The sequence below is a fragment of the Melghirimyces profundicolus genome (assembly GCF_003054245.1).
GTDB classification, from domain to species: domain Bacteria; phylum Bacillota; class Bacilli; order Thermoactinomycetales; family DSM-45169; genus Melghirimyces; species Melghirimyces profundicolus.
The window spans coordinates 46,477-70,501 of record NZ_QBKR01000015.1; the positions used below are offsets into that span (position 1 = coordinate 46,477).

Here is a 24,025-nt window from a genome sequence, read left to right on the forward strand (position 1 = left end):
GGTTGCATGGTATAACAGAAAAGGGACTGGGAGAAGCCTTCAGACACCCGGAAATGAAAAGAAATGGGAATCGGATCCGCCGAGGGACAAAGCCCGGACGTGATTGGCCGTTTTTGGTTTACCCAAAGCGCTTTTCACCACTTTAGGTAACGCGGTTTCACGGGGGTCTCATTGTCTATTCCGGTCTGCCCACTGTTTGAAAACACTCAAGGGGGTTTTAGTTTATGGGCAAACAATCCTGGGGCATTTTGCTTCTCTGTGCGTTGCTCGTCATCACAGCGGGTTGCGGCACCGCCGGTAATCAGGGTGGCGGAAACGGCGAAGAGGGTTTTTCCGCCGGCCTGGTGACCGATACCGGGGGGCTCAACGATGAGTCCTTCAACCAGACGGCCTGGGAAGGGATGACAAGAGCCAAAAAAGAGTTGGGTGCGGATATCAAACCCTTGGAATCAAAACGGGATGATGACTATATTCCCAATCTGACCAAATTTGCCCGGGAAAAACGGGATATCATCTGGGGAATCGGATTCAAGTTCAACAAGGCGATTCCCGATGTGGCAAAACAATTCCCCGATCAGAAATTCGGCATCGTCGATGACAGTCTGGGCGGCAACATTCCCGAAAATGTGGTGGCGGTCACTTTCAAGGAGGAGGAAGGCTCCTTCCTGATGGGCGTGATCGCGGGATCCATGACCCAATCGGACAAAGTGGGTTTCATCGGAGGCATCACCTCGCCTCTCATCAAGAAATTCGAGTCCGGCTTCCGGGCCGGAGTGAAAGCGGTGAACCCGGATGCCAAAGTGACGGTGGCCTACGCGGAAAGCTTCACTGATGTGGCCAAAGGGCGCTCGCTGGCCGCCAACATGTACAACGGCGGGACCGATATCATCTTTCATGCCGCCGGCGGGGTGGGCAAAGGTCTCTTCGACGAAGTGAAGACCCGGAAAAAAGGGAAGTACTGGGCCATCGGGGTGGACATGGACCAGTCCGGACTGGCTCCGGACCACACGCTGTCCTCCATGGTGAAACGGGTCGATGTGGCGGTCTTCGATATCATGAAAGACATAAAAGAGAACGATCAATTCCCCGGCGGCAAAGAGGTGCAACTCGGATTGAAGGAAGGCGGTGTGGGTCTGGCCGAGAACACCGACAAGCACGTTCCGGAGAAAGTCATGAAAAAAGTGGAGGACTACAAACAACAGATCATCGACGGAAAGATCGAGGTCCCTTCCACCGAAAAAGAACTGAAGGATTTTAAGGGATAACCAGACAACATTTCAGTGGACCGGGCCGAAAAGGGCTAGCATTCGCTAGCCCTTTTCGCCGGTAACAGAGAAGGGGGATCCCCATGAATGTCGTCGAAATGAAAGGCATCACCAAACGCTTCCCCGGGATCGTGGCGAACGACAACATCCATCTGACGGTCAAGGAAGGCGAGATCCATGCCCTGCTCGGGGAAAACGGAGCGGGAAAATCGACCCTGATGAACATTCTCTTCGGCCTGTACCAGCCTGATGAAGGGGAAATCCGGATTAAGGGGGAAAAAGTTCACGTCACCGGTCCCAGCATGGCGGGGAAACTGGGAATCGGAATGGTCCACCAACATTTCATGCTGGTGGATCCCTTCACGGTTACGGAGAACATTATTCTGGGCAGCGAACCGACCATTCAAGGAAGGATCGACCGAGAGAAGGCGGAAAGAGAAGTTCAGGAAATCTCCGACCGCTACGGTCTTCGTGTGGACCCCCGGGCCAGAATACGGGACATTTCCGTCGGGATGCAGCAACGGGTGGAAATTCTGAAAACCCTGTACAGGGGTGCCGACATTCTGATTTTCGACGAGCCGACGGCGGTTCTGTCACCCCAGGAGATCGACGAATTGATCGAGATCATGGGCAACCTGGTCAGAGAGGGAAAAACCATTATCTTCATCACCCACAAACTGAAGGAGATCATGCGGGTCTGTGACTCGGTGACCATCATTCGACGGGGGAAAACCATCGACACCCTCCAGGTGAAGGAAACCGACGAAAACCGGTTGGCTTCGATGATGGTCGGACGGGAGGTTTCCTTCGATGTCGAAAAAGAACAACGTGAGCCGGGTGAGACGGTTCTCTCGATCCGTGATCTCCGGGTGGCCGATTCCCGCGGGGCGGATGCGGTCAAAGGCCTTGATCTGGAAGTCCGGGCCGGGGAAATCGTCGGAATTGCCGGCGTCGACGGCAACGGACAGACAGAACTTCTGGAAGCGATCACGGGGCTCAGAAAAACGAAGTCGGGCCGTGTCCGGTTAAACGGCAAGGATATTACCAATCTGAAGCCCCGTTCAGTGACGCGGTCCGGGGTGGGGCACATTCCGGAGGACCGGCACCGCCGGGGCCTGGTCCTGGACTTTTCCATCGGGGAAAACATGGTGCTTCAAACCTACAACCTTCCCCCCTTCGCCAAGGGATTTCGTCTTCAGTATTCCGAAATTCAAGAGCATGCGGAAAAGCTGGTCAAAGAATACGATGTTCGCACTCCGGACATCCACACCCCTGCCCGGGCCCTTTCCGGAGGGAACCAGCAGAAGGCGGTCATCGCCCGGGAAGTGGAACGTGACCCCGATCTGTTGATCGCTGCGCAACCCACCCGGGGGTTGGACGTCGGCGCGATCGAATTCATCCACCGGCGGCTGATCGAACAGCGGGACAAAGGAAAGGCGGTTCTTCTGATGTCGCTGGAACTGGATGAGGTGTTGAAGCTGAGTGACCGGATCGCGGTGATTTACGAAGGGAAAATCGCGGGTTGGGTGGATCCTTCCACCGCTGCCGAAGAAGAAGTGGGACTGTTGATGGCCGGCGGCAAGTCCGGCGCGGAGGTGAAGTCATAATGCAGGTGCAACAACGACAGATGCGGCAGTCCCCGTTGCTGACATCGATCGTTTCCGTGATCCTGGGCATGCTGGTGGGGGCGGTCATGATGTTGGTGGCCGGGTATAATCCGATTCAAGCTTATATCGCCCTTTTCACCAGCGCTTTTTTGATGCCCTATGACATCGGGGAGACCATCCGGACTATCACCCCCCTCATCCTGACCGGACTTTCGGTGGGATTGGCTTTTCGGACGGGGCTTTTCAACATCGGGGTGGAAGGGCAGTTCATCATCGGTCAGTTGATGTCGGTCATCGTGGCGTTGAAACTGGACCTTCCACCGGTGGTGCACGTGATCGTCGCCGTGATCGCGGGGGCCGTGGGAGGGGCGTTGTGGGCGTTTCTTCCCGGTTTTCTGAAAGCGACGCGCGGCGTGCATGAAGTGATCACCACCATCATGCTGAACTTCATCGCCCTCTACCTCGCCAACACCTTGGTTCGCAATTGGTTGTCCGCGGGTTCCGACTCCACGGAGAAGATTCCGGAGTCCGCTTCCCTGAGATGGGACGTTCTCTCTTCCCTCTTTGGAAATGCACGCATCCACCTGGGTCTCTTTTTGGCTCTGGCGGCCGCTTTTGTCATGTATTACCTTCTCTGGCGAACCACCTGGGGATTTGAATTGCGGTCCGTCGGATTCAACCCCCAGGCCTCTGAATATGCGGGGATGAGCGTCAAAAAAAATCTGGTGATGTCCATGATGATCAGCGGTTGCTTCGCCGGGCTCGGCGGGGCCACCGAGTTGCTCGGAACCGCCGAGTATCTCTCCATCCACGGTTCTCACACCGGGATCGGGTTTGACGGGATCGCCGTCGCTCTACTCGGGGCCAACTCCCCGGTGGGAATTCTGTTGGCGGCATCCCTGTTCGGGATCCTGACCTACGGAGGAAGCGTCATGCAATTTGAAGCCAGTGTTCCTTATGAGGTCATTCGGATCGTGTTCGCCGCCATCATCTTTTTCGTTGCGGCCAACATTGTCCGCTGGGCCGGTACCAAGTTCCGCAAGAAGGCGGTGACGAAAGATGCTTGATGTCCTCACCAATGTCCTTCAAACCACGGTCCTCTACGCGACACCGCTCATCCTGACCGCCATCGGCGGGCTGTACTCGGAACGCTCCGGCGTGGTGAACATTGGTCTGGAAGGGTTGATGACCATCGGCGCGTTTACGGCGGCCGTTGTGACCCTGGCCACCCACAGCCCGTGGGTGGGATTGTTGGCCGCCGTGGCGGCGGGAGTGTTGATGGCGCTTCCCCATGCGATCGCCTCCGTCACCTTCCGGGCAGATCAGGTGGTGAGCGGGGTCGCGATCAACTTTCTGGCCCTGGGGGTCTCCGTCTACCTGGTGAAGGCCATGTATGACGGAGCGGCCCAAACCCCATCGGTACCCGAGACGCTCAAGCGGCTGCCCATCCCGGGGCTGGATCAGATCCCGGTGATCGGTCCCGCGCTGTTCAACGCGTTCCCGACCACTTATCTCGCGGTGATTGTCGTTTTCCTTTCCTATTACATCCTGTATAAAACTCCCTTCGGAATGCGCCTGCGCGCGGTCGGGGAGCATCCCCGCGCAGCGGAGACCATGGGAGTGAATGTTTTCCGCATGCGATATGTTGCCGTCCTGATCAGCGGTGCCTTGGCGTCGGCGGGAGGGGCCGGACTTTCGATCGCCATCGGCAGTGAATTCAACGAGACCACGGTGGCGGGGCATGGATTTATCTCCCTTGCGGCGTTGATCTTCGGAAAATGGCATCCCTTCGGTGCCTTCGGGGCCGCCACTTTCTTCGGGTTTGCCGTGTCCCTGGCCCTGATCGGTCAAATCTTCGGTTTGACTGCGTACGTACCCAGTGAAGTGCTCAACATGCTGCCCTATATCCTCACCATTCTGGCCCTGGCCGGTTTTGTGGGGCGGGCGGAAGCCCCGGCCGCCATTGGCAAACCTTATGAAACGGGCGGACGTTGAACCGATGACAAAAACGCTTCTCTTCGGGGAGGGGCGTTTTTGTTGTAACCGCCACGATTCGGAGTACCATGGCTCCGGGTCTGGAAGGAAAAAGGGGAACGAGCTTCAGAATCATGAGCCGAGGTTTTGATCATGCGAAACATTTCCGTCCAAAACCGTCATACTATCAAGCAGGGGTCTTTCTTTCTTATACGGACAGACACGAGAAGTGTTGTGAAAAAGTGAGCGGCAGCATGTACCCAAAGCCGCTCCGGCTCCACTCACAGAGCACAAGTCTCGCCTGGGGTCGCTTGCGCTCCCCGGTCTCGCTATGCACTCACAGAGCACAAGTCTCGCCTGGGTCGCTTGCGCTCCCCGGTCTCGCTATGCACTCACAGAGCACAAGTCTCGTCTGGGTCGCTTGCGCTCCCCGGTCTCGCTGTGCTGTCCTGCAGAGATGCAGGCACTGTCCAACGCTTCGAGGAGAGGCTCCTCCTCGCATGGCCCTTTCGTTTTTGGTACAATTTAGCTGTTGGATGCGAAAACCGTTACCAACTGGTATAGCGTCTTCCGTCCCGAAAGGAAACATCAGAATTGGGAAACGGGGTGTGGATGTGACTGAATTGCGTTTTGAAACAGTGGACGTGGGGAACCTGAGGGTTCACGTGTGTTCCACGGATAAATTCAAGACCCATATGATGGTGGCCATGGTGCAGCAGGAGCTTTCTCCGGAAACGGTGACCTTGCATGCGCTCCTTCCGAGTGTTCTTCAGCGGGGAACCCGTTCTTATCCTTCCACCGTTCAATTAAAACGGAAACTGGATGAACTCTATGGAGCCAACATGTTTGGCGACGTTTTCAAACGGGGGGAACGACATATCCTCCAAATGGGACTGGAGTTGCCTGATGCCGCTTACCTGTCGGAGGCGGACGCCTTGCTGGACGATGGAGCGGCCTTTTTGGGTGAGCTTTTGCACCAGCCGGTGACCGAAGGAGAAGCCTTTCGGGAAAGCTACGTCAAAGCGGAAAAGAAAAACCTCAGACAGAAAATCGAGAGCCTGATGGACGACAAAATCCGTTTTGCCGCCCACCGCTGCGTGGAAGAAATGTGCGAGGGGGAACCTTATGCTCTCTTTAACCACGGCCGTCTGCAGGATCTGGATGCCATTGATCCCCAAAACCTCTATACATACTACCAAGAGTTGTTGAGCAGTCGGCCGATCGATCTGTATTTTGTGGGAAACCTGGACACCGACCGGGCGGTGAGATTGGTGGAGAACCACTTCCCCTCGGGGAACGGCGCACGCAGGGAGATCTCTCCGGCGGCTGTCCGGGAGGGGGCGGGAGAAGTCCGGGAAGTGGTCGACCGGCTGGATGTGAACCAAGGGAAACTGAATATGGGATGCCGGACCGGGGTGACCCTGGCGGACGACGACTACCCGGCCCTGCAGATGTACAACGGGATTCTCGGAGGATTCCCCCATTCCAAATTGTTCATCAATGTCCGGGAGAAGGCCAGCCTCGCTTATTACGCGGCTTCCCGGCTGGAAAGCCACAAAGGGATTCTGACCGTTCAGTCGGGTATTGAGATCGACAACTATCAAAAAGCCGTCGATATCATCCGTGAGCAGTTTGACTTGATGGAGCGCGGGGAGTTCACCGACGCCGAAGTGAATCAAACCCGGGCCATGCTCACCAACCAGCTGAAGGAGCGGCAGGACCGGGCCCATGACCTCGTCGATTCCCACTATCACGGCATGCTGAGCGGTCGCAAGCGTCCTCTGGATCAAATGATCGATGAGGTCCAGCGGGTCACCGCGGACCAGGTGAAGGCGGTTGCCGGAAAAGTCCGGTTGGATACCATTTACTTTCTGAGGGATAAGGGGGGAGTCGGGAATGAAAAAGCTTGAACACACACAGCTGAAGGAAACGCTCCACTTTGAGAAACTCCCTAACGGCCTGCAGGTTTACCTGCTTCCCAAACCGGGTTTCAACAAAACGTATGCGACGTTCACCACCCGGTACGGTTCCATCGATAACCACTTCATTCCTCCGGGGAAAGAGGAGGTCCGGGTTCCCGACGGAATCGCCCACTTTCTGGAACACAAGATGTTTGAGGAACCTGACGGGGACGTTTTCAGGAAATTCTCCAACCAGGGGGCTTCCGCCAACGCGTTTACCAGCTTCGAGCGGACGGCGTATCTCTTTTCCTGTACGGAGAACGTAAAGAAGAACCTGACCACCCTGATTGACTTCGTGCAAAATCCGTACTTCACCGATCAATCCGTGGAAAAAGAGAAGGGGATCATCGGACAGGAGATCCGCATGTATGACGATAACCCCGACTGGCGTTCTTATTTCGGTTTGATCGAGGCCATGTTCCAAAACCACCCTGTCAAGATCGACATTGCAGGTACGGTGGAGTCGATCGCCAAGATTGACAAGGAGACACTTTACACTTGTTATGAAACGTTTTACCACCCGAGCAACATGCTGCTGTTCGTGGTGGGGCCGATTGAACCGGAAGACATCATGGAACTGGTTCGTCAAAACCAAGCAGGAAAATCCTACGACTCCCAGGGAGAAATCCGCCGTATTTACCCGGATGAACCACTCCAGGTGGCGGAGCAGAAAAAAGAAGTGAGCCTGTCGGTCGGGATTTCCAAGTGTCTGTTCGGTTTCAAGGAAAGCCGGACCGGCTTGACCGGAGATGATCTTGTCCGACAGGAACTGGCGACGGAAGTGATGTTGGAAGCCATTTTCGGTCAGGGCTCCGACCTGTATCAGGCTTTGTACGATGAGGGCTTAATCGATGACCATTTCGGTTACGATTACAATCTGGAAGAAGGGTACGGGTTTTCCATGGCGGGAGGGGACACCCCCGATCCGGATGCCCTCCTCGGCCGGATCCGTGAAGAATTGCCCCGCATCGCCGAAGCGGGGATCCCCGAAGAGGTGGTGGAACGCATCCGGAAGAAGAAGCTGGGTACTTACCTCCGGTATTACAACTCCCCGGAATGGATTGCCAATCAGTTCACCAGCTACAAATTCAGGGGGACGGATCTGTTCAACATCATTCCCTTGCTGGAGAGATTGAAGGTCTCCGAGGTGAACCGCCGTCTGAATGAGCATGTCAACTGGGATTGCTTTGCCGCCTCCATTGTCCGCCCTCTTGAAGGGGATTGACACTCTGTGTAAAAGGCGTGCCTTCCGGCACGCTTTTTTGATGAAAGGAGAAACGCAACATGCACCCACCGTTGTCGGGGGAAGTGGCCCTGGTTTCCGGGGGAAGCCGGGGCATCGGTGCCGCCATTGCCCTTCATCTGGCCGCCGCCGGAGCGGATGTGGCTCTGACCTATCGCAGTTCCGCAGAGAAGGCAAAACGCGTGTCCGAAGGATGCCGGGCGTACGGAGTCCGTTCCTCGGCCTACCGCTCCGATGTCCGATCCCGCTCCGATGTGAGAGGGATGTTGGATGAGGTGACCCGGGAATTGGGCCGGCCAAGCCTTTTGATTCACAATGCGGGAGTGGCGGGGAACAGCCTCTTCTTCCAGGATGTGACCGGGGAGGAATACGATCGGGTGATGGACACCCACGTGAGAGGGGCTTACCACCTGATCCAGGAAGTGTTGCCGGACATGGTGAGCCGGCGTTTCGGACGGATCATCCTGCTTTCCTCGATCTGGGGGGAGTCGGGCGGAGCGGGTGAAGTGCTTTATTCAGCGGCAAAAGGAGCCATCAACGCCATGGCCCGTTCACTGGCAAAGGAGACGGCCCCATCCGGAATCACCGTGAACGCCGTCGCGCCAGGTGCGATCCGGACGGATATGCTGAATGAACAGTTATCCGATGCCGAAAAAGAGGAACTGGCCGGACGGATTCCGTCGGGACGTCTGGGGGAGCCGGAAGATGTGGCTGCCATGATTGGCTGGCTCTGCAGAAGGGAAGCGGGTTATGTCACCGGGCAGGTGATCCATGTCAACGGAGGCTGGTATCCTTAAGAAAAGCACGACAGGCACTCCCCTTGTCAGGCACAGAAGAAGGGAAGCGTTTGAATGGCGATGGCGGAGACAGCCGGCAAGGGCTTCAGGGGCAAAAGCTTCACTGTGTTGCATCCAAAGGCGTTTTGCCCCTGCCCGGGACGATTTGGAGCGGACAGTGCCACCTCCCTGCAGGACAGCATAGCGAGACCGGGGAGAGAAGCGACCCAGGCGAGACTTGTGCTCTGTGAGTGCATAGCGAGACCGGGGAGAGAAGCGACCCAGGCGGGACTTGTGCTCTGTGAGTACAGCCGGAGCGGCTTTGGGTACATGCTGCCGCTCACTTTATCAGGGTGTCCGCTTCCGTTTCGGACACCGCCCCAATTTACGGCCGTGCCCAACGGAAGTACCCGTGGTATAACCAATACGTCAGTTCCTTTTTGCACTCCCATGGTTTTACCCGATCCCATACCATGACGTACGGAGGGACGACCCGCAACCAGCGGGGTGAGCCCATACTCCCTGTGATACCAATAACTTCCTGACGCATCCCGTAAGGGACACCGAGCAACGCCGCCTTTCATCCCAAGATGAAAATGGGACTTTCAGTCGGACCCTTCTTTTTTGAATAAAGATGTCTGCTTTGTTTCATATTACCCATAGAAGACATCACCCGGATTAAAGGAGGGTTTGATCCATGTCGGTCTTAAACAACTTTCAGGATTGGAAGAACTTCCTGAACGAGCGCGTCGAACAGGCACAGGGTGTGGGGATGGACAAAGAGACCATCAACGATGTGGCCTATCAACTCGGTGATTATCTTTCCAAGGAGATCGATCCCAAAAACGAACAGGAACGTCTGTTGAAAGAGTTGTGGGATGCCGCGGATGAGCAGGAGCAGCGCATGATGGCTGGATTGATGGTCAAACTGGTTCACGGCGGTCAAAACCGGCAATAACGTTCGGATGAAGCACCCTTTAAGGGGTGTTTCATTTTTTTGCCCAACAATTTTCTTAATCCCCCGGGGTTCGATTCTGACGCGACATATGATATACTATTAACAAATTTGCAAGGTTCTTTTAGAGTCTACTGAACAATTTGACAGCCGGCATGGGGAAAGGTGTGTGGAGATGGGCGGACACGATTGGTATCTCGAATACCAGATTCATAAAAACCGTCCCGGTCTGCTCGGGGACATCGCTTCCCTCCTGGGGATGCTCTCCATCAACATCCTGACGATCAACGGGGTGGAGAACAAAAGAAGGGGGATGCTCCTCAACACCGACGACAGGGAAAAAATCCATGCCCTGAAGCATATCCTCAACCGCGTGAACAACATCACGGTCACGGCCATCCGCCCTCCCACCCTGATGGATCGCATGGCGGTCCGCCACGGGCGCTATCTTGACCGGTGTATCGAAGATAAGCGTACATATCGATTCACACGGGAAGAGCTCGGGCTTTTGGTGGATTTCCTGGCCGAGATCTTCAAAAAAGAAGGTCATCAACTGATCGGAGTTCGCGGGATGCCCCGGGTGGGAAAAACGGAATCCGTGGTCGCCTCCAGTGTTTGTGCGAACAAGCGATGGACCTTCGTCTCTTCCACGCTTCTCCGGCAAACGGTCCGCAAACAGTTGGCCGACGATGAGATGAGCGCCGACAACGTCTATATCATCGACGGAATCGTTTCCACCATGCGTTCGACCGAGCGTCATCACATGCTGGTTCAGGAGATTATGCGCATGCCCGCCACCAAAGTAGTGGAACATCCGGATATCTTCGTCAGGGAGACGGAATACGATCTGGAAGATTTCGATTACATCATCGAGTTGCGGAACGACCCGGATGAAGTGATCAGTTACGAGGTTTTGGACGAAGATATGGCAGGTTTTGATATAGGATAGAGAAATGGATGGGATTTCAGGAGGTGCAGTTATGCCAGGTATCGGATCTCAACTGAGGGAAACCCGGGAATCAATGGGGCTTTCCCTCGAACAGGTGCAACAGAGCACCAAAATTCATATCGAATATTTGCGTGCTTTGGAAAACGACCAGTTTGACACGCTGCCCAGCCCTTTCTATGTACGGGCTTTTCTGCGGACCTACGCCCACAGCTTGGGGCTGGATGCCCAGCCCCTTCTCGAACGGTATGAGCGGATGGCGGGCGCCGGAGGGGGCGGGAGAGTCCCCGGCCGACAGCCTTCCCGTGGTCGCGGGCGGGGAGAAGCGGGGGCGGAGCATCCCCCCTTCCGTCAGGCACCCCGGCTCGGGCGCACCTACTCGCCCCGGCCCCAACGAACGGAGCGACCGAGGGGGCAAGAGCCCCCACCCTTTGCCGGCGATCAAGGCAACCGGCCCCGGTCTTTCGGTCAGACCCGTTCTTTTTCGAGGGAACAAATGCCGCCCCAACAGGGGACAGGCCGTTTCCCTGCCGTTACCGGCCAGCACCCTGTCACCCGCGGTGGAACCCAGGGGCATCCGATGCCCGCGCCGGCTCCTGGAGCGAGCGGGCGGGGAACCGGCCAACCGGAACAGCTCCAGCATACCCTCACCCCGCGCAAAGTTTCCATGGAAGTCAAGCGGGGGATTGAGGAAGGGGACGGAAAGCCGAAAAAAGGCGGCGCCAGCAGGTGGATGGTCCGTGTGGCAGCGATCGGTGCCCTGTTGTTGGTTTCCATTGGCAGTTACACCGTCGCCATGAACGGTTTTGGGACCGAAGAGGCACAACCGGAAACCCCGGATAAATCCGGAGATCAAGTAAGTGCCTCGGGCTCGGGCACCGATCAGGCCAAGGCTGACCCCCTGGATACCCCCACCCTCAATAAAGTGGAGTCGGGAAGCGAGATCGAGGGAGATCTCTACGTGCTGGAAAACGCGAAAAAACTGGAAGTGCAAATCAAAGCCACCAAAGGGGACACCAACATCCGGTTCGGTGACAAAGTGAATCAAGTGGACGACTCTTATGACCTCAAGGCGGGACAGCAGCGGACCCTGCCCTATGACAAGTATGTCTGGTTTCGGCTGACCAAACCGTCCAACACCGAGATCAAAGTAAACGGAGAAGAAATCGATACCATGGCCCAGGATGTTCCCAGAAGCTATCGGGTCAAGCTGAAAAAATAAACCATCAGACAAACCAACAGTAGGAGGTGGGCCGGGTGTCTGCAGAAATCGGTCACCGGCTCAGACAAGCCCGGGAGTCCCAGGGACTTTCCCTGGAAGAGATGGAACATCATACCCGGATTCCCGCCCATGATCTGGCGGTACTGGAGGCGGGGGATTTCAGCCGGATTTCCAGTCCTTATTATGTCCGCGCGTATTTAAGGACTTATGCCCAAACTCTCGGCCTTAACCCCCGGGAGATCCTGGATGAGTACCGGAGGGGAGTGGCCGCTGGGGGGATGCAGACGCCCGACCGCAGACGAAAAGGTCCGTTTGCCGGGACCGGCTCCGACCCGGGGGAAGGGCGGGGCCGGTCCCGGCTTCCTTCCCGGCGGCCGAGGAACTCGCCTCCCCCGGCGGCCCCGCCTTTTGGCAGCCAGGAGAGTTTGGAAGCGGGTGAGCCGGGACGAAATTTGCCTGCCTCCGGGGGAATGAATCGGTTTCCCAGGGGGCGCGGCCGGACGGGAGTGGATGAACGGGACCGCTTTCATGAAGAAGCGGCAGCGGGGCTCATGCCCGGAGAGGATGGAGCGCCCGGAGGCGGAGGCTCCCGCAGGGTCAGCATGCCGCCGGATCTTCCGGAACCTCAGGAGCTGGGTCTCTCCCCGCGTAAACCGGGGGAAACGGAAGGCTCCGAGGTTTCCGAAGACGTGGGTCCTTCCCGCCGGGCGGACGGGGACGTTCGCCAAGGTCGCGGCCACCGCAAACAGGGTGGAAAAACAAAAGCTCAGAGAAAAAAGGAGAGCAATCTTGGAACGTGGTATACCCGGTTTCTGATCGTGATGGCCATTCTTTTAATCCCTGCCGCCATTTACCTTTTCGCCCTCATGTCCGAAGCCGGATCCGGTGATGCCGAAAATCAAGTGCCCCAAAAGGAAGACAAAGGGACGGAGGGGGCGGACAAACCGGAGTCAAATTCTGCAGCTGAACCGATTCTCACCCCGGTGGAGACCGGCGGGAAAGGAACGGACCGTTATGAGCTGATGAAAGCGGACCACATCGAACTGAAGCTGAAGGGAAAAGGGGAATGCTGGCTCCAGATCCGGGCGCAGGAAGTCGGGGCGGTGTTGAAAGAAGCTGTCCTCAAAAAAGGCGAAACGTTATCCTTCCCCTATAAAAAAGGAAACGAGCTTTACCTGTTCCTGGGACGGCCTCCCGATGTCGATGTGACCGTAAACGGTAAAAAGATCAAAACCTCTTACGAGAACCGAAAATTGATACACATTTCCCTTGTCAAATGAGGCTCCCGGGAGGCGGGAGCCTTTTGACATGACCTTGGAAACTCGGTTATACTGTATCGGGACTTCAGACCCGGGTTTCCCTCATCTTCTGAAAGTGGAGAAGAGTCGGGCCCCCGCAGGTGGCGGCAGGAGGTGTCACAGACTGATGGCGAAACCGACCGACCGGTTGCGAGAGATGCGGGAGAGAGCCGGTTTGTCACTGGAAGAAGTACAGGACCGGACTAAAATCCAGGTGAGATATCTTCGGGCTGCGGAAGAAGGGGATTTCGACCGTTTTCCCGGGAAATTCTACACCCGTGCGTTTTTGCGGGCCTACGGAGAGTTTCTGGGGCTGGATCCGGCTCCCCTTCTCCGGCAATTGGAAGAAGTCACGGCTTCTTCGGAAGAGCCGGAACCTTCTCCGGCGGCAACGCTCAGCCGAAAAGAGCGTTATGCGGCGGGGCGGCGTTCTTCTTCCGTGAGAGTCCGCCGTCTGCTGCCGGGATCGAACCCGCCTTCCCGGAAAAGGTACGCTTGGTTGCTTCTCGTGTTGTTCGTCTTGTTGATCCCCGCGGTCATCTATTACTTCTCCGCGGCGGAGAAACAGACAGGGGACCCGGAAAAGCCGGCGGCGGCTGAAGCCCAGGGTGGACAGGCTGGAAAGGAGAAACCATCGGCTGAGATTGAATTGGTAAAACCCTCGGAAACGTATGAGTACGGAGATCTGTTTCTGGTGACGAAAGCAAAAGAAGTGGAAGTGACCCTGGAAGCAAAGAAGGACACTTGGTTCCGGTATCGTGCGGGCGGCCCGACAAAGGACGTGACCGAAGAAGCGGATCTTCCGGCGGGAGAGAAGAAGACATTCCGACATCCCGAATGGGTCTCCCTTCTGCTGAAGAATCCGAACCATGTCAAACTGACCGTCAACGGCCATGTGATTGAAACCTCGGAGACGACAGAGTCCCACGCCTACCAATTGAAACTGAAGAAATGACCCGGGCAGGGGCCGACGGTTGCCGGTCGGGCCTCTGCTTTTTTGACGGGGCACCCAACACGCTCGCAAGTCACGCCGGGATCTGGTATAATCGGGCCATAAGTGCGGAAAGACTGAAAACGAACACGCATGCCCCCGGACTCGGGAGAACCGACGGTATTTCCCGCGACTGTGGCGGTGCCCGCTTTGAGCCCTGCTTGCCGAAAGGGCTTGTTTTGTTCAACAGGTTTTGCCATTGAATACATATTCCTGCCTTCGAGGGTCCGGCGGGAACCGCGGTTATGCTTCCGCCGGTTTTTGATTCAGCCCGATTATGGTAAGGTTAGATGAGCGAGACCTGGTCGGTGGAGACGAACACCTGCCGGGGAGCCCGGGTTATGCGGGTGACGAATACAAAACGGACGCGGAGAAGTGGCGGGAGATACGCCCGCACCCTGCGCCCTTCGATCCTGCGGGGGGAGGTTCGCTGACGTGAATCTGGCCAACAAGATCACACTGGCCCGAATTTTCCTCGTACCAGTGGTGATGCTGTTCCTGCTTGTAAGATACGATCTGGGTCAAATCCGTTTCGGCGAAGGGGTTATCACCGTCAGTGAAATTATCGCCACGTTGGTGTTCATCCTGGCGGCGGTGACCGACGGCTTGGACGGCTATATCGCCCGAAAGCGGAGGCTGGTGACCAATCTGGGGAAATTTCTCGACCCCCTGGCGGACAAGTTGTTGATCTCCGCTGCATTGATCTCCCTGGTGGAGATGCAGCGGTTGGACGCCTGGATTGCCATTGTGATCATCAGCCGGGAGTTTGCGGTGACGGGCTTAAGGCTGGTGGCTGCAGCCGAAGGAAAGGTCATTTCGGCCAGCCGCCTCGGAAAGTTGAAAACGATCGTACAAATCATCGCCTTGGCGGCTCTGATGTTGAACAACTTTCCGTTCTCCTCCATCGCCTTTCCTTTTTCCCTGATTTTAATTTGGTTGGCAGTCATTATTACGATTGTATCCGGGATTGATTATTTCTTAAAAAACCGAAGTGTGATCCGTTTTTCGAAATCGCGTTGATCACGGACGAAAGGAAGTCGTCGGATGCGCGCTGAACTCGTGGCGGTCGGGACCGAACTGTTGTTGGGTCAAATCGTGGACACCCACTCCGCTTTTCTGTCGCGGGAGTTATCGGAACTGGGGATCGATGTCTACTTTCATACATCCGTGGGGGACAACCGGGAGCGGCTCCGGGAAGTGGTTCGCCAGGCGGTTTCCCGCTCCGATCTGGTCATTTTCACCGGAGGACTGGGCCCCACCGAAGATGACTTAACCAAAGAGACAGTGGCTGAGGTCCTGGGGGTTCCGCTGGTGGAACACCCCCCGTCGGTCGCCGTACTGGAACGGATGTTTTCGGATCGGGGGCTTTCCGTCCCGGCATCCAACTATAAGCAGGCACTGATGTTCGAGGGGGGGACTGTCTTCGCCAACCCCAACGGGACCGCCCCCGGCGCGGCGGTCACCGTTCGCGGCACCACCTGCGTTCTTCTTCCGGGTCCGCCCACGGAGCTTTATCCGATGTACCGTGCGGAAGTGCGGCCCTTTCTGATGTCGATCCGCCCGTCGGAGGAAGTGGTGGTCTCCAAGGTACTCCGCTTTTACGGAATCGGGGAATCCCATCTGATGGAACGAATCGATGAACGGATCCGCAATCAGGATAATCCGACGCTGGCTCCCTTGGCGAAGGAGGGAGAGGTGACCCTCCGACTGACAGCGAAAGCGGCGGACCGCAAACGGGCCCTTGACATGATTGAGCCGGTGAAAAAAGCGATCCTCCGGTCCGTCGGCCGATATGTCTACGGTGAAGATGAGAAAACCCTGGAGAAGGCGGTTGTCCGGGCTCTGGTCCGGAGGGGAAAAACGATGGCGCTGGCAGAAAGCTGCACCGGGGGGGGCCTGGCCCGGATGGTGACCTCGGTTCCCGGCAGCAGTGCCGCCTTCAGCGGCGGGATCGTCTGTTACACCCATGCGGTGAAAGAACATCAGTTGGGGGTGCCTTCGAACATTCTGAAGAGCCGGGGGGCCGTCAGCATGGAAGCTGCCAAGGCCCTCGCGGAGGGAGCTTCCCACCGGATCGGTGCCGATTACGGCATCGGAGTCACCGGTGTGGCCGGTCCCGATCCGGCGGAGGGAAAACCCGTCGGCCTCGTTTACGTGGGACTGGCTGAACGGGGAAGACCGACACGCGTCCACCGGCTCTTCCTGAGCGGTTCGCGGGAGAAGATCCAGATCCGGGCGGCGAAACATGCACTCTTTATTCTCTTGGAACGATTGAAGAAAGGTGAAGCGACCCATGAAGTCATTTGACAGTTTTGAGTTGGATCCCCTCATTCTGAAAGGGATCCGGGACATGGGCTTTGAAGAGCCCTCTCCGATCCAGGCGGAATGCATTCCCGCTGTTCTCCGCGGGGAGGATGTCATCGGTCAGGCGCAGACGGGGACCGGAAAAACGGCGGCTTTCGGTATTCCGCTCCTGGAACATGTGGACACCAGCCGTCAGAAGGTCCAGGCCGTGGTGCTGGCTCCCACGCGGGAACTGGCCATCCAGGTTTCCGAGGAACTTCGCAAAATCGGGCGGCCCAAGCGGGTCAAAACTCTGCCCATTTACGGGGGACAGCCGATCGGCCGCCAGATTAAAGCCCTGAAGCAGGGGGTTCATGTGGTGATCGGGACACCGGGGCGGATGCTGGATCACCTCCGTCGGAAAACCCTCCGGCTGGACGATGTGGAAACCTTGGTGTTGGATGAGGCCGATGAAATGCTGGATATGGGCTTCATCGAAGACATTGAAGCGGTGATGGACTATTTACCGGAAAGCCGGCAATTGCTTCTCTTCTCGGCCACCATCCCGCCGGCCATTCGTCGCCTGGCCCAGAAATATATGAAAAAACCTCACTATATCACCGTGAGCCGGGGGGAAGTGACGGCCCCGGTGATTGAGCAGGTCTATTACAGGGTGCTGGAAAACAACAAATTGGAATCCCTGTGCCGGATTCTGGACAGCGAAGATGTGGAGCAAGGGATCCTGTTTTGCCGAACGAAAAAAGGAGTGGACGAGTTGGCGGAATCTCTCTCGGCACGGGGATATCTCGCCGACGGCCTTCACGGGGACATGGCTCAGCAGCAGCGGGACCGGGTGATGAACGCGTTCCGTCGCGGGGACATCGAGCTCTTGGTGGCCACGGACGTGGCGGCCCGGGGAATCGACGTCGGCACGGTTTCCCACGTGATTAACTACGACATTCCCCAGGACGCGGAGAGCTACGTCCACCGGATCGGCCGGACCGGCCGGGCCGGCCGCACGGGAATGGCTCTCACGTTGGTCACCCCCCGGGAGATGAAACAGCTCCGATCCATCGAGTATGAGATCGCCGGCGATCTGGAACCCCGGGACCTGCCCAGTCTGGAAGAAGTGGCGGAACGGCAGCAGCAGGTGCTGCAAGAACAGCTCGATGAAACGATCCAGTCCGGTGAGTTGATTCCCATTTTCGAAGAGCTGGTGAATAACCTCACCGAAAAGCACGATGCGGAAAAGATCGCCGCCGCGGCCCTTCACATGGCTTTCTCCCACCGCTTCAAGGGAGGAACCGATGCCGTGTACGATTTCGGCGAAACCGGCGCTTCCCCGGGCATGGTCCGCTTCTTCATCAACGTGGGCCGCAACGCGGACATCCGGCCGAAAGAACTGGTGAAAGCGATCGCCGAACAGGCGGGGATCGCAGCCAAAAAGGTGGGCCGGATCAACATCTACGACCGGTTTTCCTTCGTGGAAGTTCCCGAGGAAGCGGCTCCCTTTGTCTTTGAAGCTCTGAGGAAGACCAAAATCAACGGGGCCCGGGTCAACCTTGAGCCGGCCCGCCCCAGAAACCGCTCCTGAATGCACGAAAAAACCTGCCGCAGGGCGGCAGGTTTTTTTCGCGTCCAGATTCCGGACGCGTCTTTTTAATGAATCCCCAGCGCCATCTTGGCGTAGCGGGACATCCGGTCTTTGCTCCACGGCGGGTTCCAAACGATGTTCACTTCCACATCCTTGACGCCGTCGACCGACTTCACAGCGGTATCCACCATCTCGTTGATCATCCCTGCCAGAGGACAACCCATGGCGGTCAGGGTCATGGTGACTTTGACATTTCCTTCGTCATCAATGTCCACTCCGTAGACCAGACCCAGGTTGACGATATCGATGTGAAGTTCCGGATCCTCAACGGTTTCCAAGGCTTCCATAATCTCTTCTTTCATTTTTTCTTTATCCATTTCTTTCCCACTCCTTTACGGGAATCTGGCTTTCACAACCTTTACAGATACCTTACCATAAGGAGGGAAGTTATAAAACCGCGGCTGAAAAAACCGAATAAATGTTCGCAAATCCCCTTGGCAGGGACATGAAAAGGATGTATGATGAGGATATCCAAGGGATTCGAAGGAGTGAGGATCGTATGTCCGACCGCCGTCAGGCTTTGGATATGGCATTGAGGCAGATAGAAAAACAATTCGGAAAAGGTTCGATCATGAAGATGGGGGAATCCACCGGTCGTCAGGTGGAGACGGTTTCCAGCGGTGCCCTGGCCCTGGATATCTCCCTCGGTGTCGGTGGGTATCCCCGCGGGCGGGTCATTGAGGTGTACGGTCCGGAGTCGTCGGGGAAAACGACCGTCGCCCTTCATGCCATCGCCGAAGTTCAGCGGAACGGGGGGCAGGCGGCTTTCATCGACGCGGAACACGCCCTGGATCCCGTTTACGCGCAAAAACTCGGAGTGAACATCGACGAATTGCTGTTGTCCCAGCCCGATACGGGGGAACAGGCTCTGGAGATCGCTGAGGCTTTGGTGAGGAGCGGGGCCATCGATATCATTGTCGTGGATTCGGTGGCGGCCCTGGTGCCCAAAGCAGAGATCGAAGGGGAGATGGGGGACTCCCACGTCGGCCTTCAGGCCCGTCTGATGTCTCAGGCTCTCCGGAAGCTTTCCGGTGCCATCAGCAAATCGAAGAGCATCGCCATCTTCATCAACCAGATCCGGGAAAAAGTCGGGGTGATGTTCGGCAATCCGGAGACGACCCCCGGTGGCCGTGCCCTGAAGTTTTATTCCAGCGTGCGCCTGGAAGTCCGGCGCGCGGAGTCGATCAAACAGGGAAACGATATGGTCGGCAACCGCACCCGGATCAAGGTGGTCAAAAACAAAGTGGCCCCGCCCTTCAAGCAGGCGGAAGTGGACATCATGTACGGGGAAGGAATCTCCAAGGAAGGGAGCATTCTGGACATCGGCAGCGATCTGGACATCGTGAAGAAGAGCGGCGCCTGGTATTCCTTTGACGGAGACAGACTGGGGCAGGGCCGTGAAAACGCCAAGCAGTTTCTGAAGGAAAACCCCAAAACCGCCTTGGCCATCGAGAACAAGATCCGCGAACACTTCAACCTGCCGATCGCAAGCCTCCCGGAAGAACAACCGGAGAACAAACCGGAGAAGAAGAAGAAAGCGAAGAAAGAAAAGGAGTCCGAAGCGCTCTCCCTCGACCTGAAAGAGTGACGGACAAGGTGTGAGACCCGATGGAAGCGGCGGGCATGATTACACGGATTGAAAAACAGAAAAGCGGAGCCCCCCGTTACAACATCCACATTGACGGGGTATGGCGGTTCGCCGTTCACGAGGATGTTCTGGTACGCTTCGCTCTGTCCAAGGGAATGAAGGTGGAGGCCGGGGAACTGGAGCGGATCCTGGCGGCGGAAGAGCGGAACAAGGTTCGCCAGGCCGCTCTTCGTTATCTGGGATACCGCCCCCGGACCGTGTGGGAGGTGAGGCAGCACCTCACCGGAAAGGGATTTGAGGCGGCCCATGTCAATGCGGTCGTCGATGAAATGAAGGATCAGCGCTACCTGGACGATCGGCGCTTTGCCGAAGCGTGGGTGGAGGAGCGACGCAGGCGGAAGGGTTTCGGGGTTCTCATGCTGAAGCGGGAGCTGGAGCAGAAAGGCATCTCTTCCCCACTGGCGGAGGAAGTGTTAAGCCGTTTGGAGCAGGAAGAAGAAAGGGAGCTCGCCCGTGAGGTGGCCGAAAAGCGATACCGTCGTCTCGCGGGAGAACCTTGGCCCAAGGTGGAAAGACGCCTGGGCCAGTATCTGTTGCGGCGGGGCTTCCCTCCCCCGCTCGTGTACGGTTTGCTCCGGGATTTTCGAACACGGCATGAAAGGAAGGAGGAATAGCCGATGCTCCGCCTTCTCTATATGACGGACACCCACATCCGCGGCACCACTCCCCGGAGCCGGACGGACGATTTTGTCTCGGCGATCAGCGACAAAATGAATGAGGTGATCCGGATCGCCCGGCGGGAGAAGGTGGACGCCGTCCTCCACGGCGGGGACCTCTTCGACCGACCGGATCTTTCCCCGGCCGTGGTCCGGGAGTTTGCCCGCTTGTTGCGCCGCTTGGAGGTGCCCGTATACACGGTGGCGGGAAATCATGACATCTTCGGCCACAACCCGGATACGGTGGACCGTTCGATGCTGGGCCTTCTGGATGCTTTCGGAACCGTCCGCCTGATCCGGCCGGGAGAGAAAGTCCGGCTGGAGGGGGAAGGGGTGACGGTCCAACTGACCGGTCAGCCCTTCCACTACGACCTGGACAAACGGGACCCGTCGCTGGACTATTCCGTCCGGAACGAATCGGGGGCTGATTTTTGCATCCACATGGTGCACGGAATGGCGGTGGATCGACCGCTTCCGGAAGGTGTCCCCCACACCATGGTGGATGACCTGTGGTCGGAGGATGTGGATGTTCTCTTGACGGGTCATTACCACGCGGGCTTTCCGGTCAAACACCGGGAAGGACGCTATATTATCAACCCCGGGGCGCTGGCCCGGATCAACAACCACCCGTCGGAAATCCGGCGGCATCCCCAGGTGGCCGTATTGGAGTTGGGAAAAGAAATCTCCGTCCGGTTGATCCGGATCGCATGCGCCGCTCCCGGGGAAGCCGTGCTGGACCGCTCCTATCTGGAGAAAGCGGCCTTTCGCGAGGAGAGGATGAACGAGTTTGTGCGGGTGTTGCGGGACGACGGAGAGTTTCGGGCGCTGGCCGTTCAGGAAATCATCGAAGAGATCGCCGGGTTGGAAAAAGTGGAGGACGAGGTGAAACATGAAGCCCTGCGCCGGATCGCCGTGGTTCAGGAGCAGCTGGGAAGGGAAGGGGGGCCGGGGGAATGAAGCGGTTTGAAAAGCTGGTCATCGAAAATTTCCAGTCCCACGAACATACGGAAGTGGATTTCACTGAGGGGCTCAACGTGTTCGTCGGACCCTCGGACAGCGGGAAGAGCGCCGTTCTCCGGGCGTTGCGCTGGGTTCTCTACAACCAGCCCAAGGGGACGGACTATATCCGTGCGGGGAAAAGCCGGTGCCGGGTCTCCCTTACTCTTTCCGACGGAACCGTGATCACCCGGATCCGCTCGTCTTCCGTCAACCGATACATACTCCGGGATAAGGACGGGACGGAACAGGTTTTTGAAGGGTTTGGAAGCCAAGTGCCCCTGGAAGTGGCCAAAGCTCACGGGATGCATGCCCTGCGGTTGGATACGGACTGGAACCTTCCGGCTCAGTTCGGCACCCAGCTGGAAGGGCCTTTTCTGCTGTCTGAAACGGGAAGTGTCAAGGCAAAATCCATCGGCCGGGTCAGCGGCGCTCACTTGATGGACATCGCCCTGCAGGGAACGATCAAGGATCTGAAAGATCTCGCCTCCGATCTGAAGCACCAAACCCTCGAGGCGGAGAACCTGAAGAAAAAACTGCAGCCCTACAACTCACTTCCCCGTCTCCTGAATCGGTTGGAGCGTTCGGAAGCGCTCCACCGTACAGCGGAAGAGATGGCAGAACGCCTGGAGAACGTCCGAATTCTTCAGAAACGGCTGGATACCGTACGGCAGGAACGAAAGAGGGCGGAAGAACGTCTCCGAAAGCTTTCGGGTCTGGAGAAAGTGGAACGTAACCTGATGGATCTGGAGAAGAGGAGTCTCCTTTTCCGGAGGATGGGAAAAGCCCGTTCCGATTGGGACCGGTTGGCCCGGGACCGGAACCATTGGGAAAAGGTCGATCACGCCACCCGGCACCTGAATCGGGTGGAATCCATGATCCAAAAAACGGATAAATACCAGGAGGGATATATTCGGCTCCGTTCCCTTCACCGTCACCTGCGGGAGGTGCAACGGGAAACGGACCGGTTCCTTCGGGTGAAAAGCGCGAGTGACGGGATCGAAAAAATCGACCCGGTTCTCCTGGAAGCCCGGGGGAAACGGTTGAAAGCTTTGCAATCCCTCCTTCCCCGGAAGCGGCGGATCCAGGCGGAAAAACAGCGGGTGCAGAAGCGTCTCACCGCGACGGACCGCCTTCCCGTCGATGAGGTGGAGACTTTGATGCAAAGGGCAGAGCGACTCAAGGTTCTCAAGCAAACAGCGGAGGAACAAAGGGAACTCCAGCGGCGGTTGGAAAAGGGGCGCCGGTATCTCTCGGACAGAAGAAAGAAGATTGACGAATGGACGGAAAAGCTGGTCCGGCTCTTCCGTGAGCTGGGCCGATGCCCCACCTGCGGAGCGGAAATGGATCACGGAGTTCTCGAACACATCATGGAGGAATACAGGGGAGGTGTGACCGGTGCAGCGGCAGGAAGAGAGGATCAAGGAAATTAAGGCGGCGCTGGAAGAGGCGAAAAACCAGAGGTATAAAGCTGAATTGAGATTGGAGAATCTGGAGCAGCAGGAGAAAGCGATCCTGGAAGAGCTGGCGGAGCTGGGAGTGGAACCCGATCAGCTGGAAGATGAAATCAAAAGGCTGGAACGGGAGATCGATCGCCGGATCAAGGAAGCCTGGGAACTTCTTCCGCGGGAGCTGGTGGAAAACGATGAATCGAAAGGATGAGCTCCGCCGGCTGGAGGAACAACTGAAATCCGCCAGGGAAGAAGTGCTTGTCCGCAAGGCCCGCCGGGATGAACTGGAGAAACTTCTGAAGGATGTGGAAGGTCGGCTGGAGAAAGCCGAAAGGAGCCGGGATCTCTTCGAAAAGGTACGGGTGCTTCTGCAGGAGTCGGCGGAACACGCCCGCCGCCAGGCGAAGGCACAGATGGAAAACCTGGTGACCAACGCGCTCCAGTACGTCTTCGGCCCGATGTTCCGCTTCGAAATCGAGTTGTCCGATCACGGGGGAAAACCGGTGGCCGAATTTTTTGTGGTGACCGAATGGGAGGGAACGACTGTCCGGACCAAGCCCCAGGAAGCCCGCGGTGGCGGCGTGGTGGACATCATCTCCCTCGCTCTTCGGGTGGCGATCATCGAAACCTTCCGCCCTCGGCCGGAAGGTCCGTTGATCCTGGACGAACCCGGGAAACACGTCAGTGCGGAATACGTGATCCCGATGCTGGAATTTCTCCGTTCCACCGGGGAAATGTTTGGCCGTCAGGTCCTTTTGGTCACTCACAATCCCCATCTCACCGAAGGGGCCGACCGGGTGTTTGAAGTGGGGCTGAAGGGGGGGAAGACGGTGGTCCGTCCTTCCGTCTCCTTGACAATGGGACAGAGTAAATAATACAATTGGAGTGTATCTGAAAAATCCTTAATTTGGTTTCTGGGATTTGGATGAGGATATTTCCCCAGACGGATCTGCATTCCGGGCATTGGACCGGGCTCAGCTTACCCTTCGGTTGAACCCGATTTTCAGCTTGAACTCAACCATCACGGGATTCCCCGGGATGAAATGAAAGTTTTTTTGCGGGACGAGCGTAATCTCGGTAAACTAAACAGGGCTCGGGC

The 24,025-nt window shown here is 57.1% G+C and carries 22 protein-coding genes; 21 read left to right on the forward strand and 1 reads right to left on the reverse strand.

The window, feature by feature from the left end:
• The first annotated feature begins 224 nt into the window (after nt 1-224).
• From C8P63_RS11405 to C8P63_RS11475, 15 genes are all read left to right on the forward strand, one after another.
• Nucleotides 225-1,265: a BMP family lipoprotein gene (locus tag C8P63_RS11405; protein WP_108024261.1), complete on the forward strand. Its 1,041-nt coding sequence runs from the start codon at nt 225-227 to the stop codon at nt 1,263-1,265.
• Between the two features lie 83 nt (nt 1,266-1,348).
• A complete protein-coding gene (locus C8P63_RS11410; RefSeq protein WP_108024263.1) occupies nt 1,349-2,872 on the forward strand; it encodes an ABC transporter ATP-binding protein in 1,524 nt (507 codons plus the stop codon).
• On the forward strand, nt 2,872-3,939 hold the full coding sequence (locus C8P63_RS11415) for an ABC transporter permease (protein WP_108024265.1): 1,068 nt from the start codon (nt 2,872-2,874) through the stop codon (nt 3,937-3,939). Before C8P63_RS11410 ends, C8P63_RS11415 begins: the two co-directional genes overlap by 1 nt.
• The gene (locus C8P63_RS11420) at nt 3,932-4,867 is read left to right on the forward strand and encodes an ABC transporter permease (protein WP_108024267.1); all 936 of its coding nucleotides are present in this window, start codon (nt 3,932-3,934) and stop codon (nt 4,865-4,867) included. The genes C8P63_RS11415 and C8P63_RS11420 overlap by 8 nt, the downstream gene beginning before the upstream one ends.
• Before the next feature lie 593 nt (nt 4,868-5,460).
• Entirely contained in the window at nt 5,461-6,756 is a 1,296-nt protein-coding gene (gene yfmF / locus C8P63_RS11425; protein WP_108024355.1) for an EF-P 5-aminopentanol modification-associated protein YfmF, read from the forward strand.
• Entirely contained in the window at nt 6,743-8,032 is a 1,290-nt protein-coding gene (yfmH, locus tag C8P63_RS11430) for an EF-P 5-aminopentanol modification-associated protein YfmH (protein WP_108024269.1), read from the forward strand. The genes yfmF and yfmH overlap by 14 nt, the downstream gene beginning before the upstream one ends.
• Before the next feature lie 59 nt (nt 8,033-8,091).
• A complete protein-coding gene (gene ymfI, locus C8P63_RS11435; protein ID WP_108024271.1) occupies nt 8,092-8,847 on the forward strand; it encodes an elongation factor P 5-aminopentanone reductase in 756 nt (251 codons plus the stop codon).
• A gap of 676 nt (nt 8,848-9,523) precedes the next feature.
• A complete protein-coding gene (locus C8P63_RS11440; RefSeq protein WP_108024273.1) occupies nt 9,524-9,784 on the forward strand; it encodes a DUF3243 domain-containing protein in 261 nt (86 codons plus the stop codon).
• A 172-nt stretch (nt 9,785-9,956) separates the two neighbouring features.
• Complete coding sequence (locus tag C8P63_RS11445) at nt 9,957-10,730, forward strand: DUF3388 domain-containing protein (RefSeq protein WP_108024275.1); 774 nt, start codon at nt 9,957-9,959, stop codon at nt 10,728-10,730.
• 31 nt (nt 10,731-10,761) lie between these two features.
• Nucleotides 10,762-11,949: a helix-turn-helix domain-containing protein gene (locus C8P63_RS11450; protein ID WP_170109620.1), complete on the forward strand. Its 1,188-nt coding sequence runs from the start codon at nt 10,762-10,764 to the stop codon at nt 11,947-11,949.
• Nucleotides 11,950-11,984: 35 nt separating this feature from the next.
• Entirely contained in the window at nt 11,985-13,229 is a 1,245-nt protein-coding gene (locus C8P63_RS11455; RefSeq protein ID WP_108024279.1) for a helix-turn-helix domain-containing protein, read from the forward strand.
• A gap of 145 nt (nt 13,230-13,374) precedes the next feature.
• Nucleotides 13,375-14,202 carry a helix-turn-helix domain-containing protein gene (locus tag C8P63_RS11460; protein ID WP_170109621.1) on the forward strand — a complete coding sequence of 276 codons (828 nt, stop codon included), beginning with the start codon at nt 13,375-13,377 and terminating at the stop codon, nt 14,200-14,202.
• Between the two features lie 471 nt (nt 14,203-14,673).
• Nucleotides 14,674-15,258, forward strand: a complete 585-nt coding sequence (gene pgsA / locus C8P63_RS11465; RefSeq protein ID WP_108024283.1) for a CDP-diacylglycerol--glycerol-3-phosphate 3-phosphatidyltransferase — start codon at nt 14,674-14,676, stop codon at nt 15,256-15,258.
• Between the two features lie 24 nt (nt 15,259-15,282).
• The gene (locus C8P63_RS11470; protein WP_108024285.1) at nt 15,283-16,545 is read left to right on the forward strand and encodes a competence/damage-inducible protein A; all 1,263 of its coding nucleotides are present in this window, start codon (nt 15,283-15,285) and stop codon (nt 16,543-16,545) included.
• Complete coding sequence (locus tag C8P63_RS11475) at nt 16,532-18,115, forward strand: DEAD/DEAH box helicase (protein WP_108024287.1); 1,584 nt, start codon at nt 16,532-16,534, stop codon at nt 18,113-18,115. The genes C8P63_RS11470 and C8P63_RS11475 overlap by 14 nt, the downstream gene beginning before the upstream one ends.
• A 65-nt stretch (nt 18,116-18,180) precedes the next feature.
• Here C8P63_RS11475 and C8P63_RS11480 read toward each other — a convergent pair whose 3' ends face one another.
• Nucleotides 18,181-18,492, reverse strand: a complete 312-nt coding sequence (locus C8P63_RS11480) for a metal-sulfur cluster assembly factor (RefSeq protein WP_108024290.1) — start codon at nt 18,490-18,492, stop codon at nt 18,181-18,183.
• Nucleotides 18,493-18,674: 182 nt separating this feature from the next.
• On the opposite strand from C8P63_RS11480, the gene recA reads away from it, so the two are divergent.
• From recA to C8P63_RS11510, 6 genes are read left to right on the forward strand one after another with little or no spacing between them, the layout of a single operon-like run.
• Nucleotides 18,675-19,763, forward strand: coding sequence for a recombinase RecA (gene recA / locus C8P63_RS11485; protein ID WP_108024292.1), 1,089 nt, complete (start codon nt 18,675-18,677; stop codon nt 19,761-19,763).
• 20 nt (nt 19,764-19,783) lie between these two features.
• Nucleotides 19,784-20,437 (forward strand): RecX family transcriptional regulator, encoded by a 654-nt coding sequence (locus C8P63_RS11490; RefSeq protein ID WP_108024295.1) that lies wholly within the window; start codon nt 19,784-19,786, stop codon nt 20,435-20,437.
• Between the two features lie 3 nt (nt 20,438-20,440).
• A complete protein-coding gene (locus tag C8P63_RS11495) occupies nt 20,441-21,436 on the forward strand; it encodes a metallophosphoesterase family protein (RefSeq protein WP_108024297.1) in 996 nt (331 codons plus the stop codon).
• Nucleotides 21,433-22,908 (forward strand): AAA family ATPase, encoded by a 1,476-nt coding sequence (locus C8P63_RS11500; protein WP_108024299.1) that lies wholly within the window; start codon nt 21,433-21,435, stop codon nt 22,906-22,908. Before C8P63_RS11495 ends, C8P63_RS11500 begins: the two co-directional genes overlap by 4 nt.
• Entirely contained in the window at nt 22,874-23,137 is a 264-nt protein-coding gene (locus C8P63_RS11505) for a hypothetical protein (RefSeq protein WP_108024301.1), read from the forward strand. The genes C8P63_RS11500 and C8P63_RS11505 overlap by 35 nt, the downstream gene beginning before the upstream one ends.
• Nucleotides 23,121-23,801: an AAA family ATPase gene (locus tag C8P63_RS11510; protein WP_108024303.1), complete on the forward strand. Its 681-nt coding sequence runs from the start codon at nt 23,121-23,123 to the stop codon at nt 23,799-23,801. The genes C8P63_RS11505 and C8P63_RS11510 overlap by 17 nt, the downstream gene beginning before the upstream one ends.
• The last annotated feature ends 224 nt before the right edge of the window (nt 23,802-24,025 follow it).

Excerpts from the sequence above, each read along its gene's own strand:
- C8P63_RS11405 (WP_108024261.1), top strand. The coding sequence starts at position 225 with ATGGGCAAACAATCCTGGGGCATTTTGCTTCTCTGTGCGTTGCTCGTC.
- C8P63_RS11410 (WP_108024263.1), top strand. The coding sequence starts at position 1,349 with ATGAATGTCGTCGAAATGAAAGGCATCACCAAACGCTTCCCCGGGATC.
- C8P63_RS11415 (WP_108024265.1), top strand. The coding sequence starts at position 2,872 with ATGCAGGTGCAACAACGACAGATGCGGCAGTCCCCGTTGCTGACATCG.
- C8P63_RS11420 (WP_108024267.1), top strand. The coding sequence starts at position 3,932 with ATGCTTGATGTCCTCACCAATGTCCTTCAAACCACGGTCCTCTACGCG.
- yfmH (WP_108024269.1), top strand. The coding sequence starts at position 6,743 with ATGAAAAAGCTTGAACACACACAGCTGAAGGAAACGCTCCACTTTGAG.
- ymfI (WP_108024271.1), top strand. The coding sequence starts at position 8,092 with ATGCACCCACCGTTGTCGGGGGAAGTGGCCCTGGTTTCCGGGGGAAGC.
- C8P63_RS11440 (WP_108024273.1), top strand. The coding sequence starts at position 9,524 with ATGTCGGTCTTAAACAACTTTCAGGATTGGAAGAACTTCCTGAACGAG.
- C8P63_RS11445 (WP_108024275.1), top strand. The coding sequence starts at position 9,957 with ATGGGCGGACACGATTGGTATCTCGAATACCAGATTCATAAAAACCGT.
- C8P63_RS11450 (WP_170109620.1), top strand. The coding sequence starts at position 10,762 with ATGCCAGGTATCGGATCTCAACTGAGGGAAACCCGGGAATCAATGGGG.
- C8P63_RS11460 (WP_170109621.1), top strand. The coding sequence starts at position 13,375 with ATGGCGAAACCGACCGACCGGTTGCGAGAGATGCGGGAGAGAGCCGGT.
- C8P63_RS11470 (WP_108024285.1), top strand. The coding sequence starts at position 15,283 with ATGCGCGCTGAACTCGTGGCGGTCGGGACCGAACTGTTGTTGGGTCAA.
- C8P63_RS11475 (WP_108024287.1), top strand. The coding sequence starts at position 16,532 with ATGAAGTCATTTGACAGTTTTGAGTTGGATCCCCTCATTCTGAAAGGG.
- C8P63_RS11480 (WP_108024290.1), bottom strand. The coding sequence starts at position 18,492 with ATGGATAAAGAAAAAATGAAAGAAGAGATTATGGAAGCCTTGGAAACC.
- recA (WP_108024292.1), top strand. The coding sequence starts at position 18,675 with ATGTCCGACCGCCGTCAGGCTTTGGATATGGCATTGAGGCAGATAGAA.
- C8P63_RS11490 (WP_108024295.1), top strand. The coding sequence starts at position 19,784 with ATGGAAGCGGCGGGCATGATTACACGGATTGAAAAACAGAAAAGCGGA.
- C8P63_RS11495 (WP_108024297.1), top strand. The coding sequence starts at position 20,441 with ATGCTCCGCCTTCTCTATATGACGGACACCCACATCCGCGGCACCACT.
- C8P63_RS11500 (WP_108024299.1), top strand. The coding sequence starts at position 21,433 with ATGAAGCGGTTTGAAAAGCTGGTCATCGAAAATTTCCAGTCCCACGAA.
- C8P63_RS11510 (WP_108024303.1), top strand. The coding sequence starts at position 23,121 with ATGAATCGAAAGGATGAGCTCCGCCGGCTGGAGGAACAACTGAAATCC.